The 15,974-nt window shown below is 39.6% G+C and carries 16 protein-coding genes; 9 read left to right on the forward strand and 7 right to left on the reverse strand.

Features of this window, described 5'->3' with window-relative positions; genetic code table 11:
* The first annotated feature begins 139 nt into the window (after positions 1-139).
* Positions 140-643, forward strand: a complete 504-nt coding sequence (locus HUW48_RS04060) for a hypothetical protein (protein ID WP_182414454.1) — start codon at positions 140-142, stop codon at positions 641-643.
* A gap of 302 nt (positions 644-945) precedes the next feature.
* Here the strand turns inward: HUW48_RS04060 and HUW48_RS04065 are convergent, their stop codons facing one another.
* From HUW48_RS04065 to rocD, 6 genes are all read right to left on the reverse strand, one after another.
* Positions 946-1,668 carry a YoaK family protein gene (locus HUW48_RS04065; protein WP_182414455.1) on the reverse strand — a complete coding sequence of 241 codons (723 nt, stop codon included), beginning with the start codon at positions 1,666-1,668 and terminating at the stop codon, positions 946-948.
* A gap of 329 nt (positions 1,669-1,997) precedes the next feature.
* On the reverse strand, positions 1,998-2,585 hold the full coding sequence (locus HUW48_RS04070) for a hypothetical protein (protein ID WP_182414456.1): 588 nt from the start codon (positions 2,583-2,585) through the stop codon (positions 1,998-2,000).
* Positions 2,586-2,803: 218 nt separating this feature from the next.
* Positions 2,804-3,580 (reverse strand): LytR/AlgR family response regulator transcription factor, encoded by a 777-nt coding sequence (locus HUW48_RS04075; RefSeq protein ID WP_182414457.1) that lies wholly within the window; start codon positions 3,578-3,580, stop codon positions 2,804-2,806.
* Entirely contained in the window at positions 3,577-4,656 is a 1,080-nt protein-coding gene (locus HUW48_RS04080; protein WP_182414458.1) for a sensor histidine kinase, read from the reverse strand. The genes HUW48_RS04075 and HUW48_RS04080 overlap by 4 nt, the downstream gene beginning before the upstream one ends.
* Before the next feature lie 99 nt (positions 4,657-4,755).
* Complete coding sequence (locus HUW48_RS04085; RefSeq protein ID WP_182414459.1) at positions 4,756-5,340, reverse strand: hypothetical protein; 585 nt, start codon at positions 5,338-5,340, stop codon at positions 4,756-4,758.
* A gap of 376 nt (positions 5,341-5,716) precedes the next feature.
* Positions 5,717-6,955 carry an ornithine--oxo-acid transaminase gene (rocD, locus tag HUW48_RS04090; RefSeq protein ID WP_182414460.1) on the reverse strand — a complete coding sequence of 413 codons (1,239 nt, stop codon included), beginning with the start codon at positions 6,953-6,955 and terminating at the stop codon, positions 5,717-5,719.
* A 185-nt stretch (positions 6,956-7,140) separates the two neighbouring features.
* Between rocD and HUW48_RS04095 the strand changes: the two genes are divergently transcribed.
* From HUW48_RS04095 to HUW48_RS04105, 3 genes are all read left to right on the forward strand, one after another.
* Complete coding sequence (locus tag HUW48_RS04095) at positions 7,141-7,272, forward strand: DUF5522 domain-containing protein (protein ID WP_394368470.1); 132 nt, start codon at positions 7,141-7,143, stop codon at positions 7,270-7,272.
* 191 nt (positions 7,273-7,463) lie between these two features.
* Positions 7,464-7,703, forward strand: coding sequence for a 50S ribosomal protein L28 (gene rpmB / locus HUW48_RS04100; protein WP_106932218.1), 240 nt, complete (start codon positions 7,464-7,466; stop codon positions 7,701-7,703).
* A gap of 11 nt (positions 7,704-7,714) precedes the next feature.
* Positions 7,715-9,148: an aminopeptidase P N-terminal domain-containing protein gene (locus HUW48_RS04105; RefSeq protein ID WP_182414462.1), complete on the forward strand. Its 1,434-nt coding sequence runs from the start codon at positions 7,715-7,717 to the stop codon at positions 9,146-9,148.
* 43 nt (positions 9,149-9,191) lie between these two features.
* On the opposite strand, the gene HUW48_RS04110 is transcribed toward HUW48_RS04105, so the two are convergent.
* Positions 9,192-9,923, reverse strand: a complete 732-nt coding sequence (locus HUW48_RS04110) for a glycosyltransferase family 2 protein (protein WP_182414463.1) — start codon at positions 9,921-9,923, stop codon at positions 9,192-9,194.
* 504 nt (positions 9,924-10,427) lie between these two features.
* Between HUW48_RS04110 and rpmG the strand changes: the two genes are divergently transcribed.
* The 5 genes from rpmG (at position 10,428) to rimO (ending at position 15,684) form a co-directional block, all read left to right on the forward strand.
* Positions 10,428-10,610 (forward strand): 50S ribosomal protein L33, encoded by a 183-nt coding sequence (gene rpmG / locus HUW48_RS04115; RefSeq protein WP_106932221.1) that lies wholly within the window; start codon positions 10,428-10,430, stop codon positions 10,608-10,610.
* A gap of 2 nt (positions 10,611-10,612) precedes the next feature.
* Positions 10,613-10,768: a DUF4295 domain-containing protein gene (locus HUW48_RS04120; RefSeq protein WP_182414464.1), complete on the forward strand. Its 156-nt coding sequence runs from the start codon at positions 10,613-10,615 to the stop codon at positions 10,766-10,768.
* 281 nt (positions 10,769-11,049) lie between these two features.
* On the forward strand, positions 11,050-12,006 hold the full coding sequence (ftsY, locus tag HUW48_RS04125) for a signal recognition particle-docking protein FtsY (RefSeq protein ID WP_182414465.1): 957 nt from the start codon (positions 11,050-11,052) through the stop codon (positions 12,004-12,006).
* 182 nt (positions 12,007-12,188) lie between these two features.
* Complete coding sequence (locus HUW48_RS04130) at positions 12,189-14,183, forward strand: sialate O-acetylesterase (RefSeq protein ID WP_182414466.1); 1,995 nt, start codon at positions 12,189-12,191, stop codon at positions 14,181-14,183.
* 187 nt (positions 14,184-14,370) lie between these two features.
* Positions 14,371-15,684 (forward strand): 30S ribosomal protein S12 methylthiotransferase RimO, encoded by a 1,314-nt coding sequence (gene rimO / locus HUW48_RS04135; protein ID WP_182414467.1) that lies wholly within the window; start codon positions 14,371-14,373, stop codon positions 15,682-15,684.
* Positions 15,685-15,974 lie beyond the last annotated feature (290 nt).

The raw sequence follows: 15,974 nt of genomic DNA on the forward strand, positions 1-15,974 counted from the left end.
ACCGGAACTACTCCGTATATCAAGCTACTATTGGAGGATATATGGAATAACTCCTTTTATCTGGTAGTTGGGCTTAATAATAAAGCTGATGCAACCAATTAAAGAAAAAAGGGTCTTATTATAAAAGGCGCTCCAAATTATGAAAAAGCTTATATTCTTAATAATACCCATTGTTTTCAATTTATTATCATGCAAAAAAGACGATGGGGGAGTAGGTAAAAATGTTGAAATTTATTTACTCAAAAATTACCAAGTTATGCCAGGGAAGTGTCAGGTAAATCCCTTATCAAGTGTATTGCAAGACACAGCTACAGTTAAAAATCAGGACATTTTGCAATATTCAAAAACGGATTACCAATTTAAATTGTCGGACATTGCCATCCAAAAGGTAAAAACGTTTAAGGATAAAACTCCATTTGCAGTGACAGTCGATAAGCAAGTGGTCTATTATGGTTTTTTTAAACCAAATTTTTCAAGTTCTTCTTGTGACAATTCGATTACAATGGATATAACTACAGCTACTGAAAATAAGATTTCAGTTAACCTCGGCTATCCTGGACCATTACAAGGTGTGACTATAGATGATCAGCGTAATAATCCGAATTTAATAAGGGCTTTAAAAAACCAAGGGAAACTGAATTAGAAGGCTAGCAGCCAATATGGGTTTTGCAAAAATTTGTTTAAAATGTTTCCGGACTTTTTTATTTAACTACGTCCTATGTCGGGTTACCTAATATGCTTTCAATTCAACATATTTTCAAAACCTTACAGGTTGGTAAATAAAGCTGATTTAATGATTTAATATTTATTTCAAATAGAAGTAGGTATTCATACTGTTTAATGTACAAAATTTAGCAATACCAAATAAGAATTCCTCAGCCCAACCACATCTAAAAACCAATAAACCGCTTTTTAGCCCAGTACGTAAGGAGTAAAAGTAGAACTTTAACGAAGGTATTTTCTTTTTATCCTTACAATTTTGAACTTGATGTAATCGTAAATGAGCGCACCAGTCAATAAGCCAACAGCTATTAACAAGACTTTAACTCCAATCAATAAAAAACCATACCCTCCACTCACACCTCCAAAGAAGAAAAAGAAGATAATGGTAAGTCGTAGTTTTATAGAGGAGTGAAGCTTTTTTTGCTGATCATTCCTTTTATAAAAGAAAAGTTGTGAGAGCTCGATACCTAAATCGGTAAAAAGCCCAGTTAAGTGTGTAGTTCTTACAATTGAATTTGATATTGATGTAACCAATGCATTTTGCAGCCCCATTGCAAATAATAGCAAACAAGCAACGGTATTTACCTGAGCCCGAATTGTTGGCGTGGCAAGGAAAGCAACAAAGGACAGAATGAAAATTTCTAATCCAACAGGGATGGAGTTGATAAAGCGCTCATCCATTCTAGAAATAAGCTCTATCAGCAGATTGGAGCAAAAAGCACCGAGAAAAAAAGCGATGATGAAAAGTAAGTAAATAATGCTCTGTTCAAAATTATTTCTAACCAGTTCGTCAGCAAAGAAGGCAAAATGCCCTGTTACGTTAGTGGTTAGTCTTTGCACAGCGAAAAGTCCGCTTACATTAACAATACCAGCAACAAAAGATAATAAAGACGCCAGTTTTAGGTTGTGAGTGAACGTTCTGCTCTTACCCCTGTGCCGAAACATATTTCAATTTAAAGGCTAAATTTAAGAAACAAAGCTTATATGCCTAACAGTTGCTTACCAAAATAGCAGCTGAAAAATTATATAGAAACACTAACGCAAATATGGTGACTTTAGAGCATAAATAAGCAGCAATGCTGCCAATGCCGCTACTTCCGAAAGCAGTTTAAAGTTAAGCTAAGTAAAATAATAAGAATAAGACTGTTTAAGAACTTCCCGGTTTCTTACTGTTTGTATTCTAAAATAATAAAGAGTAGCAAAGGTCAATTCAATAGGAATTTGTTTCTAATATAATCTAAAATCAGAAATTTAGATCAAGAATCATCAATGAGCTAAGCCCATTGATGATCAGGAACAAATATTTTTTCCGTTTCCATTTTTTTGCTGGCCGTTAGCACTACAATGGCCAGCAAGCTCCAGGCAATGGCGGTGTAATAAGGTACAACTTCCATAATGGGAGCATCTCGCCCAACTATTGCCATGGTGAGCATGGTTAAAGGAAACCATAAACCCACCACTAAAGGAACAAACCGTTGCCAGCCTAATAATACTTTGGCTTTTATTACCATAATTCCCACTACCAGCATAATAATATTACTAATTGGCCAGAACGAATCGATTATAATAAACAAGGTAGATTTATCTTTTGGAAGGATAATTTGGTACACGTTGGAAATGTTGGCCAAAATAAGGGTACCCGAAATAATCCAAAGAAGCGCTTTACCAAAACGGCTAGTACCAGTAGCTTGCAGACGACGAAGAGCCACTATGCTTGCCATCCAGGCAGAAATGTAAGTAATTCCCCAAACACCCGTAAACCAGGAGTTTGATAAAGATGGATAGGTTTGTTCTAAGTGCATACCAATCAGGAGGGTAGGGGCACCCAGCAGGGCCAGTATCCCAAGCAATTTATTGTTCATGAGTTTTAATTTAATTTTTAGTGAGAGTCTTTAAAAAAGTAAAATTTTATTATTGGAGTAAGTGTATAAATGGAACAGGCAGCAAGTTTATGCCTGTAAGCACCTACGTCACAGTTTAGAGTTTTTAATTTTTAATCTAATTTATACTGATTAGTTAATGAGGTAAAGTAATAAGCTTTTAATCTGGTACTTACAACCTAAAACTTGCTGCTTGCAACCTAAGCTCCGAGCCATTTTTTGAAATCAGGTGCCCGGTCGCGGCTCACGTACACGTCTTCGTTGGCCGTTGGCTTTAATGCCAGTTTGTATTTGCCGTTAAAATGAACAAACACATCGCTAATTGCCCGGCGTTGTACTAAATACTGGCGGCTGGCCCGGAAAAATTTGGTGCTATCTACTTGTTGTTCTACTTCTTCCAGAGGGTAATCCAAGGAAAAAAAGCGGCCATCGTGGGTTTTTAAAAAAGTGACCCGGTCTTCGCTGTAAAAATAGGCAATGTCCGGGGTGCTGATAGAAATAAGGCGCTGACCCTGACGTACCAGAAAATGCTCGCGTTGCGGATGGCTGGCGGGAGCAGTAGTCCGGCGTAATTCCTGAAGCAATTCGTCCATGTTAAAGGGCTGTGGCTTACTGTATACCTGTTGTAACTGCTGAAACTTACGTAAGCTTTTTTGTAAATCTTCGCGCTGAATAGGTTTTAGTAAGTAATCAATGCTGTGCACTTTAAAAGCTTGTAAGGCAAATTCATCGTAAGCCGTGGTAAAAATTACCGGACAGGTTACCTCTACTTCCCCGAAAATTTCAAAGCTTTGCCCATCTACCAGTTCAATATCCATTAAAATTAAATCGGGCATAGGGTGAGTGCGCAAAAACTGCACACTTTCTTCGATGCTATCTGCCGGGCCGTTTATTTTGGCTTGCGGAACAATTTCACGTACCATTTCCAGCATGCGTTGGGCAGCTACGGTTTCATCTTCGATAATAAAAATTTTCATGCGGCTTCTGCTTTAATAAGAGGAACTTTTACGGTAAAAAAATCAACTTCTTTTAAAATAATAACTTCCGGTTGGTTCAGTATTTTGTACTTTGCCGCAATGTTCGCCAGGCCCATGCCGTTAGAAGCAATTATTCCCCGTTTAGGCTGCAAATTATTTTGAATTACTAGCCATTCCCCGGCTTCCCCATGAATAGTAATGATTAAAGGCTTCCGTGCTGAAATTTGATTATGCTTCATGGCATTTTCCAGGAGTATTTGCAAAGTAAGCGGCGGAATCAGGCAAGAGTGTAAATCTTCTTCTACTTCTACCCGCAGCGAAATACCTTCGCCGAACCGGGTCCGCAATAAAAAAAAGTAAGCTTGCGTAAATTGTAACTCTTGTACCAGGGCAATTAATTCTTTCTCGTTGCTTTGCAGTAAGTAGCGATACACCTGGGCCAGTTCGGCAATAAATTTTACGGCTTGGGCTTTGTCTTTTTCTACTAAAGCGGTTAAGGTATTTAAACTATTAAATAAAAAATGCGGTTTCACCTGGTTTTTCAGCGATTCTAATTGTACCAGCAGGTTTATTTTTTTTAGCTCTTCGGCTTCTTGGGTAGCTTTTTTCCAGGCTTCCATATAAAATAGTAATTCGTAAAAAGCAGCTACCAGTACTCCGTATAAAAATGTATAGAACAACCCGTATAATATAAAAAGCGGATTTGTTTTTTTCAGAGCTTGCAGTCCTTCGTGCATAATTAGTTGGGCGCTGTAAAAAACTCCGTTGGCTATAAACACGCCTAAAACTTCCAGGCTAAACCGTTTAATAGAAAGTTGTAAAGCATAGCGCCGATGCGTGTAAAGCACTACTGCCCGGCTGGTTTCCCAGATTAGCAGCGATGCCAGCAAAATATTATCTAACACCCCGGCCAGCGACAGCTTGCCTTCCGTACTAATGGTAACGGTCCCGAATAAGCTAAAGCGAAGCAGAGCCATTACTAAAATTCCTATCAGGCGAACTCGGTAGCTATGAATAAGTTTCAACGGGTTGGGGCGGAGGGTTGGTTTATTACAAAATAAGGAGCTTATATTCATTCAGCAAATAACTAAACGGCTCACTTTGCTTATTTCGGGTTTCACTCGTAGAAAAAGCTGCCTGAGTTGTATTTAAGTTGAGTAAAGTAGGAGAGAAACCTACATTTTTTCCAGGTAAGAAATGCCGCCACTTTCGTTCGTTAACCGCAGTTCGGGTATGTTTCGGCTGCTGGTGCCTCGTTCGTAACCCGTATAAATTTTAGTGCGATTGGTTAATTCTTCCTGGCTGTATTCGTAATGACCATCGGTGCTGTTTGCGCTGGGGGCTGTGGTTTTTTCCCATTCTCCTTTTGCCCAAATTAAAGTCAGACTGCCATCGTCCCCCAATTTTACCCGGCCAGTTTCTTTAGAGGCTCCGTAAATACTATAATAGGTGCTGGGGCGGTTTTCGGTATACCAGTAACGTTCTATTTTGTTATCATCTTTAAACACGAGGGTTATAGCACCCGAAACACCCATTGCTTTCACAAACTGGCCTTGGTTCCAGGCGTTCGCCAGCGAAATAGTGGTAGTAGACCAACTGCCTTTTAACTCATCGGGCAAATCAGCACCGCCCGGATGCGGACCGTAGGCGGCACTATTTACTCCTTTTTCTTCTTCCGTTTCAAGTAATTCGCAACTGGAAAGGAAGAGCATAAATAAGCAACAAATAGGTAAAAGGGAAATTAAAAATAGCTTTTTCATTTTCTTGATTTTTAATGTTTTAGGATAGCTTTTGGGTTGGTTTTGCTACAAAGTAATAGCGCCCCGTTTTACTAGTAAATAGTTAACTGATTCACTCTTCCAATTAAAAGTATCAGTCGTAGAAAAAGCTAGTTGAATCGTAGGAGGGAGGTAGTAAGAAAAAGCTAAATAAGCAGTAAGATGGAAAATTGTTTAACTAATGAAGTACGTGCAGGCACTAAAGAGAAAATCCTAAATTAAAAAGTGAGCCTGGCTGACTTTTTAATTTAGGATTCTTAATCGGGCTGTTTACCTTAAACCGGCAGTTTTAAATTTCTTTGATTGCTTATTTTTTATCGTTAAAAAGGGAATGGTTATGAAGTAAAATCTTACCGCTTTAAAAATTCGTAATTGTTTTCTGAATAATATCGCAGCATTTGTGCAATTGTTCTTCTGTAATAACCAGCGGTGGCGCAAACCGGATAATATCGCCGTGGGTAGGCTTTGCAAGTAAACCGTTTTCTTTTAACGCTAAACAAACATCCCAGGCCGTTCGCCCATCGAGACCAGGCTTGATAACAATAGCGTTGAGCAAACCTTTGCCACGCACGATTTGCACTACCTCCGGAAATTGATTTTGTAATTGGCGCATGCGTGTCCGGAAAATTTCTCCCAGTTTAAAAGCATTCTCGGTTAAGTTTTCTTCTTTTATTACTTCTAAAGCAGCCACTAACACCGCGCAAGCCAAAGGATTTCCTCCGTAAGTAGAACCATGCTGACCGGGTTTGATGCACAACATAATAACATCGTCGGCCAGAACAGCAGAAACTGGTAAAACGCCACCCGATAGGGCTTTACCTAAAATTAATATGTCCGGACGGATATTATCGTACTGCGAGGCCAGTAACTTACCAGTGCGGCCAATACCGGTTTGAATTTCGTCGGCGAGCAACAATACTTTATATTTTTCGCAGAGTGCTTTGGCTTGGGTTAAATATCCCTCACTAGGTACGTAAACACCGGCTTCACCTTGAATGGGTTCTACTAAAAAACCGCATACGTGCGGATTTTGTAAGGCTTCTTCTAAAGCTTCCAAATCGTCGTAAGGCACTACTTTAAAGCCAGGCATAAATGGCCCGAAACCTCCCGTAGAATCCGGATCTGTAGAAAAAGAAATAATACCGGTAGTGCGGCCATGAAAATTATGATCTACCACTATAATCTCGGCTTGGTACTTCGGAATACCTTTTTCTTCGTAGCCCCACTTACGCGCTAGTTTTATGGCTGTTTCTACGGCTTCGGCCCCCGAGTTCATGAGTAAAGCTTTATCGTAGCCAAAATACTCGCAAATATATTTTTCGCATTCGCCCAATTTGTCGTTGTAAAAAGCCCGTGAAGTAAGCGTAAGTACTTGGGCCTGATTTACTAAAGCCTGAATAATTTTGGGATGGCAATGGCCTTGGTTTACTGCACTATAAGCCGATAGAAAATCAAAATATTTTTTGCCTTCCAGGTCCCATAAATAAACTCCTTCACCCCGCGTTAACACTACCGGTAACGGGTGGTAATTGTGCGCTCCGTACTTCTCTTCAAGGTCTATAGCTTGTTGGCTGGAGGTAATGCTGGTAAAATTCATGGCAGGAAAGTTTTAATTGATAAATTAGCTGTAGAAACAGCCATTACGTTTATTTTCTTCGGTTGAGTTAAAATTACTTAAAAGAGGTTGTTCTTCAAATACGGCTTTGTAACCCGAATGGTATACTTTTGTTAAGTCAATAAAATTAAAATTTATTTCTTTTGAAACTAGATAAACTCCCGCCTTTGGAGCCCGGCGACTTTTATTTTAACGAGCAAGGCTTAATGGTATTTACGGCGGCCTATCATTTAAAACGAGGCTATTGCTGTAAAAATGGCTGTAAACACTGCCCGTATGGCTTTAAGAAAAAATCTTAATTAACGAGTAACCCAATCTTTGATTTAGTAAATTTATTGCTCCAAATACGTATTCTGGGCTTGGTTTTATTTACTATTTAATGGCCACCCGTAACCGATTTGAAAATTATTTAGACGAGAGTTTGATTTTTAGGCGATTTTTCGGATATTTGCGTCCCTTTAAGAATAAACTGATTTAGACAAAGATAGAAATGGCCAGAGTTTGTGATTTAACCGGAAAAAGACCACAGGTTGGTAATAACGTATCACACGCAAATAATAAAACAAAGCGTAAATTTTACCCCAATCTTCAGAAAAAGAAATTTTATGTACCGGAAGAAGATGCCTGGATTACTTTAAAAGTGTCTACTTCGGCTATCCGGACTATTAACAAAAATGGTATTTCTGCCGTGCTGAAGAAAGCAGTAGCAGACGGTTATATCGTTTACTAGTATTTCTTTTTATGGCGGCTATCCGGCTTTTCCTGCTTTTAGTAGGAATTAGTTTCGCCACCCGCTCCTTTGCGCAAAACGAAGGTAATCCGGAGAAGCCATCCGATTTTTTAGATAAAGATTTTCACCGGCAACGGAGAGAGCTGCTAATTAAGCAATTACCAGCTAACTCCGTTGCTGTTTTTTTTGCCAATCCGGAGCGCAACCGCGCTAACGATGTAGATTATACTTACCACCAGGATCCGGACTTTTATTATCTCACGGGTTACCGCGAGCCTAATTCTGTTCTAATTCTGTTTGCACAGGAACAATCCATTGCCGGGAAGCCTACCCAGGAAGTTATTTTTATTCAGCCCCGCAACCCCAAGCAAGAACAATGGAACGGAAAACGCCTCGGCGAAAAAGGAGTAGCCGAACAATTAGGCTTGCAAAGTATTTTACTTAATTCTGCTTTTGCAACTTTTAACCTAAATGCATCTGCTTTTACCGGTGGAATTTTAATAAAAGATATGCTGGATGCTATCAGCGATAATCCCCGCGACTCTGCTGATTTATTTAGTTTAGTGCAGCAGTTTAAGCAAAAAGTAAATTATCCGGGAAACGCAAAGGTAAATACTACTATAATACCCATTATTCTGGATAGAATGCGGGAGATTAAAACTCCCGAAGAATTAAATCTATTACGGAAAGCAATTGCTATTTCGGCGGTAGGGCAGCAGGAAGTAATGAAAGCCATGCAGCCTAATATGTCGGAAGCGGAAATTCAGGGATTGCACGAGTTTGTATATAAGAAATACGGCTCGGAGTACGAGGGCTACCCCTCTATTGTAGGTGCTGGTAATAATGCCTGTGTACTGCATTACATTGAAAACGATAAACCTCAGGTAGGTACTAATTTAGTGTTAATGGATGTAGGAGCCGAGTACCACGGGTATACCGCCGATGTTACGCGTACTATTCCGGCCAATGGTAAATTTACTCTGGAACAAAAGCAACTGTATCAATTAGTGTTTGAAGCCCAGCAAGCTGCTTTTGAACAATGTAAAGCAGGAAATCCGTTTAACGCCCCTCATCAAGCTGCTAAACGGATAATTGCTCAAGGACTGAAAAAACTGGGAATTATTAAAAAGGAAGCAGACGTGACCGCGTATTTCCCGCATGGTACTTCGCATTATTTGGGTTTAGATGTGCACGACCGGGGAGCTTACGGAAATTTGCAGGCGAACAGTGTTATTACCGTGGAACCAGGTATTTATATTCCGGAAGGAAGTCCTTGTTCGAAGAAGTGGTGGGGAATAGGTATTCGAATAGAAGATGATATTTTAATTTCGGAGAGAGAATGGGAAAATTTGTCGGTTGCGGCTCCGCGCAGCATTTCTGAAATAGAAGCACTAATGGCTCAGCCCAGTGCCTTAGATGATTTTGTACTGCCGGAATTAAAGTAAAATATTCAAAACCTGTAAAGATTATACCAGGCAGAAAAAAGCTTTAAACGCTACTTTCTTCACTTTGAGGATATTCTATTAAATAATCATAGTCTACTTTTTTTGTAGCAAAAGAACTAATTTGTTTGACTATGTTTTTAAAACCCGCATAAAGTACAATATCCGTAAACATCTCAAATTCTTTTTTGTACCCTTCTACAATGCCTATTTTTTTTGCTTTATAGGTATTAGTGGCCGACCATGGCATCCAGCGTACATTACGTTTGTGTTTTTGCATGTACAGGTTAATGGCCAATTCTACCTGGTAGCGGTTTACTTCCTGATTCAGAATTTTAATCAAGTCTTTTTTCTTTACAATCCGCTCGCCGGAAAGCAAAATATCACCCCGATCGAACTTAACAAACCAGGGCGCATTAATCCGGCGCAGAATAAGCATATCCAGGTTGTAATGAGTAATTGCCCGGATAGCCTTTTCTACTTCCGATTTATTAATCGATTGTAAATCAGCATCCATCAGCAAAATGTTTTCATATTTGGCGTGTTTTAAACCGTGCCGGATAGCAGCGGCTTTTCCTTGATTATAAGGTAACCTAATCAGTTTAACCTGCGGATAATATTGTTCAATTAAATCGGCGGTATCATCATCCGAACCATCATCTACGCAAATAATCTGAGCAATATTTTTGATTTCTGTAACTACTTCCAGTACCTGAAACACTCGGTATTCTTCATTATAAAACGGGATAATGCACGTAGTCCGGATGTTTATTGGCATAAAAACTTTTAATGAACAGGTTTAGATTTAGGTTTAATAAAATACAGTCACTTCCGCTGATACCAAATACGTGTTTGCTGTAAAAAAGACTATTTTAAGTGCTGAAAGTTATATACAATTACGGATACCTTACTAATGTATTATTTAACTTCGTTTTTATTTAAAACGAAGTTATCAGGTTTTTTATCATAATTAAGTTAAGTGGTTTTGTAAAAGGGTTATTATTTAAGCTCCAGTTACTCTAGGTTGCATAAATTTTGTGTACACAGCCCAATAAAATTTAGTTCTGATAACTCTAATCGGATTAAGGATAGCAGGGTTTTACGTTGTTGCTAGTAAGTGCAAGTAATTGATAGTGATACGGATGACGAGTAGCAGAGTATTGAACTGAACGTATTAGTACGGATGTTGTCAATGAGGCAAAGAAAACTTTTATAGAAGGCTTGTTGTAATTTAAATTTGAATTGACTATATTTGCAGTCCTAATTCAAAAATACAGTTGAGATGGCTAAAAAAGGAAATCGAGTACAAGTAATAATGGAATGCACCGAGCAAAAAAACTCTGGCGTTCCGGGTACTTCCAGATATATCACTACTAAGAATCGTAAAAACACGCCGGAGCGGTTAGAATTGAAAAAATTCAACCCAAATCTGAAAAAAGTTACTGTACACAAAGAAATTAAATAACCATGGCTAAGAAAGTAGTTGCGACCCTTAAAACCTCCACTGGTAAGGATTGGGCAAAAGTTATCAAAGCAGTAAAATCACCAAAAACAGGAGCCTATACCTTTAGAGAAGAAATGGTACCTGTAGATAAAGTGCAGGAATATTTAGCAGCGAAATAATTATAGTTTTCGCTCAAAATTAATACAAAGAAGTCCCACAGGAATTGTTGGGACTTTTTCTGTTTATAGTCAGCAAACCAGCGATTTATAGTGTAGTGAAAGAAAATATTTACTATTTCTTTTCAAACGACGAACGTACAGGCAGATTTAGTATTTAAGTTCTTCTAAAGAATTGAATTTTAAGTAAAAACTTTTTTCTTTATCTTTTATTAAATACTGGTCAGATACAGCCAACTTTATAGTTACATTTCATTTATAATATTACAGAAGTAATTACCATTATGGGACTTTTCGACTTCTTCAGTAAAGAAAAAAAGGAATCGCTGGATAAAGGTTTGGAAAAAACCAAAACCAGCTTTTTCGATCAGTTAAGCAAGGCTGTAGTTGGTAAATCTAAAGTAGACGAAGAAGTACTGGATGATTTAGAAGATACGCTCGTGCACTCGGATGTAGGCGTACAAACTACTATTAAAATTATTAAGCGGATAGAAGACCGGGTAGCCCGAGATAAATATGTGAGCACCGCCGAACTCGACCGTATTCTACGGGAAGAAATTGCAGCTTTACTTGAAGAAAATAATTCTGGAAAAGTTACAGCTGAATTTGTTTTGCCCGCCAATATTAAGCCCTACGTTATTATGGTAGTAGGCGTAAATGGAGTGGGTAAAACTACTACCATTGGTAAACTAGCCGCTCAGTTTAACAAAGCGGGTAAAAAGGTGGTGTTAGGTGCCGCCGATACCTTCCGGGCAGCTGCCGTGGACCAATTAATTATCTGGGGCGAACGAGTTGGGGTGCCGGTTATATCGCATGGTATGAACACCGATCCCGCTTCGGTGGCTTTTGACGCCGTAAAAAAAGGCGTGGAGATGGAAGCGGACGTAGTAATTATTGATACTGCTGGTCGTTTGCACAACAAAGTAGGTTTAATGAATGAGCTTACTAAGATAAAGCGGGTAATGCAGAAATTTATTGAACAAGCTCCGCACGAAGTGTTATTGGTTTTGGATGGTAGTACTGGTCAAAATGCCGTTATTCAGGCTCGCGAATTTACGAAAGCAACCGATGTTACCGCATTGGCCATTACCAAGCTAGACGGCACCGCTAAAGGGGGAGTAGTTATTGGTATTTCCGACGAATTTAAAATTCCGGTAAAATACATTGGAGTTGGCGAAAAGATTGATGATCTGCAGGTGTTTGACAAACACGAATTTGTTGATTCGCTTTTCTCGAAGTAAAAAATTTAATAGAAATAAGAAGGAAACCCGGCAAATTTAAAAGTTGTCGGGTTTCTTGTTTTAAGCCGGTAACAGAAATAAAGTGAACTACATTTACTCCTGATCAGAATTTACTTAAATCTTGATTATTTACTTATATTGGCTTTCAATTCTGTTATCTTCTCTTTTCATAAAGGCCAATTATGAAATATTTATCCTGGAAATTTTTACTACTTACCGTTTTTGCTTTAGCCACTTCAATAGCTACCATAAGGGCGGATGTACGCTTACCCAAACTGGTAAGCGATAATATGGTGCTGCAGCGAGACATGAAATTGCCCGTTTGGGGCTGGGCAGATACTGGCGAAAAAGTAACCGTGCAGTTTAAAGGCAAATCTTACTCGGCACAACCCAACCCGGAAGGGAAGTGGCAAGTGAGTTTACCAGCAATGCCAGCCGGCGGACCTTACGATATGACTATCTCGGGTAAAAATACTATTGTGGTAAAAAATATTCTGTTAGGCGATGTATGGCTGGGCTCCGGACAGTCTAATATGGAGTTTCAGAGTTCCTGGCTTAAATACACCGACGAGCAACTCGGTGAGTCAGACTTTCCTAATATTCGCCTGTTTACCGTAGAAAATGATTTAAGCCCTGTACCACTGGCCGATGTTAAAAAGGCCGAATGGAAAATTTGTAATAAAGAAAATGCTTATAATTTTTCAGCGGTTGCTTTTTTCTTTGCCCGGGAATTACATCAGCAAGAGAAAGTGCCGGTAGGCGTAATTCTTACCTCTTGGGGTGGTACTATCATCGAAACCTGGATGAGCCCGGAGGCAGTTACTAAATTTCCGGAGTTAAAAAGCCAGATTGCCGGCATGAACCATTCACCTGATTTTCTGGACAAAATTAAGCAGGAAAATGAAGCGCAAGTAAAAGACTGGTTAAAGAAAAATGATGCGTTGGATGAAGGCTATAAGAATGGCGTCGCCAGTTGGAAAAACCCCAGTGTAAACGCTACCGATTGGCAAGAAATTCAAGTGCCCGCCTTATGGGAAACTAGTGCCTTACCCGATTTTGATGGGATAGTCTGGTTACGCAAAGAATTTTCTTTACCCGCTGATTTTAAGGCACAAGAGGTAAGTCTAAATTTAGGCCCCATCGACGATCTGGATCAAACATGGCTGAACGGCACGCTCGTAGGAGAAAGCAATCAATACAATATCGCCAGGAAATATTCTATAAAACCGGGAATCCTAAAGCCGGGCAAAAATGTGATAGTGGTGCGGGTAACCGATACGGGCGGAGGAGGTGGTATCTACGGCAAACCCGAAGAATTATTTCTGACGGAGGCAAAAGCGGGTAGAATAGTGGATTTAAGTGGTTCCTGGCAATACCGGGTGGGTAGTAATTTTAAAGAAAACAAAACAGGAGCGCCTCCATCTGTGGATGTGGGCCCTAATAGCCGCCCGACTTTATTGTATAATGCCATGATCAAACCGCTTATTCCTTATGCCATAAAGGGAATGATTTGGTACCAGGGCGAAAGTAATGCTGGGAAAGCTTACCGGTATCGTGATTTATTTCCGGCTATGATTATGGATTGGCGGGCTAAGTGGGGACAAGGAAACTTTCCTTTCTTATTTGTGCAACTTGCTAATTTTATGAAAACAGAACCCGAGCCTGCTGAAAGCGAGTGGGCAGAACTACGCGAAGCTCAAACTAAAACCTTAGCTGTGCCCAATACGGCTATGGCGGTTATTATTGATATTGGCGAGGCAGAAGATATTCACCCGAAAAATAAGCAGGACGTAGGTAAATGTCTGGCATTAGCGGCCGAAAAGTTGGCCTATAACAAAAAAGTGACCTACAGTGGACCCTTGTACAAAAGCATGAAAGTAGAAGGAAATAGAATCCGGTTAACTTTTGACTATGCAGAGCCTGGACTCATGACTAAAAACGGAGCAACTTTAAAAGGTTTTTCTATTGCTGGCACTGATCATAAATTTGTTTGGGCCGATGCTCAGATAGAAGGCAACACGGTTGTAGTATCATCCACTCAGGTGTTAGCTCCGGTAGCGGTCCGTTATGCTTGGGCGAATAATCCTGACCAGGCTAATCTTTATAATAAAGCCAATCTTCCGGCTTCTCCGTTCCGGACAGATAACTGGCCTGGATTAACAGCTAACAAAAAGTAAAACTTTTTACCTTCCGTTTCCCATTTAATGGTATTTAGCTGCTGTTAGGTTCTATTACTGGAGTAAAAACAGATTGTATTTATTTAATTCGCTAAACATGTTGTAACTTTGCCCGCTATTTCGAAACGAACCATTCTATACAAAAGAAGGTTTTCGATTTAAATAATTAATATTTCATAATTACTCAGTGAAAGTAAGAACGTTAAAGAAAGATAAGGTAAACGTTATCACCTTGGGGTGTTCCAAAAACCTCGTGGATTCGGAAGTACTCATGGGCCAGTTGCGCAGCAATAGTTTTGCGGTTACCCACGAGTCCCAGAAAAACGACGCCAATATAATTATTATTAACACCTGCGGCTTTATTGACAATGCCAAGCAGGAATCTATTGATACTATTTTGCAATACGCCGACGAGAAAGAAGCCGGTAACATTGATAAATTATACGTAACGGGTTGCTTGTCGCAGCGCTACAAAGATTCCCTGGAAGCAGAAATTCCGCAGGTTGACGCGTATTTCGGTACTTTGGAAATGCCGCAGTTGCTTAAAACTTTAGAAGCCGATTATAAGCACGAACTAGTAGGCGAACGTTTACTAACTACGCCTAAACATTACGCTTATTTTAAAATTGCTGAAGGTTGTAATCGTCCGTGTTCTTTCTGTGCAATTCCGCTTATGCGGGGCAAACACGTAGATCGTTCAATCGAAGATTTAGTAAAAGAAGCTAATCGGTTAGCGACGATGGGCACAAAAGAACTAATCTTAATTGCCCAGGATTTAACCTACTACGGTTTGCAGCATTACGGGGAACGTAAGTTACCCGATTTATTACGGCACTTATCGGATGTGCCTGGCATTGATTGGATTCGCCTGCAATACGCCTATCCGTCGCAGTTTCCAATGGAGGCATTGGACATAATGGCCGAACGCGAAAATATTTGTAAATACCTGGATATGCCGCTGCAGCATATTTCTGATAACATGCTTAAAACTATGCGGCGCGGAATTAGTAAACGCCGTACCATTGAGTTGGTGGATACTATTCGGCAGCGGGTACCCGATATTGCTTTACGAACTACTTTAATTGCTGGTCACCCCGGGGAAACGCAGCAAGATTTTGAAGAGCTATACAATTTTGTAGAGGAAAGCCGCTTCGATCGTTTGGGCATATTTACTTATTCGCACGAGGAGAACACCCATTCGCACACGCTGGGCGATACCGTGCCGGATGAAGTAAAGCAAGAACGGGCCGATGCTATTATGGAATTACAACAAGGAATTTCCTTGGAACTGAATGAAACCCGTATTGGTCAAACGTATAAAGTGTTATTTGATCGTAAAGAAAGTGGCTATTATGTAGGCCGCACCCAATACGACTCGCCGGAAGTAGACAACGAAGTATTAGTGCCTGCTAGTAACCATTATGTAAGAATTGGAGAATTTGCCAACGTGCAAATTACCAGCAATACCGATTTTGATTTATACGGCGAAATAGTAGGTTAAATTTACTTTTTAATTGCTGTCACTACTGTTTACAGGCTTTTAAACAAAATAGTATTCAATTTGAAATAGATGTTCTTGAGAGTTTTAAGGCCAAGCTGCCTTCTATTTTCAAGAACATTCTTTTTGTAGGAGCTTTATTGCTGCATAAAACACTGGTATTCGGTTAAAACTATTTCGGTAAAATACTGTTACTCTTCTTTCATTAAATCTTACCTGCATTAGAGTAAAATACGTTTTCCGATAAAATACCTATCAAACTAATAAAATAACATGTTACTTTGCGATGCGGC

The sequence above is a fragment of the Adhaeribacter radiodurans genome (assembly GCF_014075995.1).
Lineage (GTDB): Bacteria > Bacteroidota > Bacteroidia > Cytophagales > Hymenobacteraceae > Adhaeribacter > Adhaeribacter radiodurans.